The sequence below is a fragment of the Streptomyces phaeochromogenes genome (genome assembly GCF_001418655.1).
Lineage (GTDB): Bacteria > Actinomycetota > Actinomycetes > Streptomycetales > Streptomycetaceae > Streptomyces > Streptomyces phaeochromogenes.
Genome location: NZ_LIQZ01000445.1, coordinates 1 through 571 on the forward strand (window position 1 = coordinate 1; position 571 = coordinate 571).

Here is a 571-nt window from a genome sequence, read left to right on the forward strand (position 1 = left end):
ACCACGGATTCGTCGTCGTCGACGACGTCCCAGTCGGACGACTCGTCTTCTTCCTCGGACTCATCGGCGACGGACTCCTCGTCCTCGTCGCTGCAGGGCTCGTCCGACGACCTGACCTCCGCCGACGACAGTGGGACCGCCGACTCCACCTCGGGGGCGTCGTGATGACCGCCGCCGACACCTCCGTGCGTCCTACTGCCGCGGTGAACTGGCGTGCCCTCGGTACGAGCGTCCGGCTTGTCACGACGGACCCGGCGCTGNNGGTCGCGCTCGACAGCGCCGGAGGGCGGCCCGTCAGGGTCAGCCCGCTGCTCGCGGAGGCGCTGGCGGTCGCGTTGCGGGCCGCCGCGGCGACGGACGGAGCCGTCGACCCGACGGTCGGCTCGGCGATGAACGCCATCGGCTACGACCGCGACTTCCGGCTCGTCCAGGAGGACGGGCGACCGGTGAAGCTCACCGTGCGGCCGGTTCCGGGCTGGCGCCTGATACGGCTGGACCGCGCGACCGGTACGGTCACCGTCCCGGCCGGTGTCCGCCTCGACCTCGGTGCCACCGCCAAGGCCTGGGCGGC

At 72.9% G+C, this 571-nt stretch carries 1 protein-coding gene; it reads left to right on the plus strand.

Annotated elements, in window-relative coordinates:
* Positions 1-323 precede the first annotated feature (323 nt).
* On the plus strand, positions 324-571 hold a 248-nt coding region (locus AOK17_RS52925), incomplete at its 3' end, for an FAD:protein FMN transferase (RefSeq protein WP_245697722.1).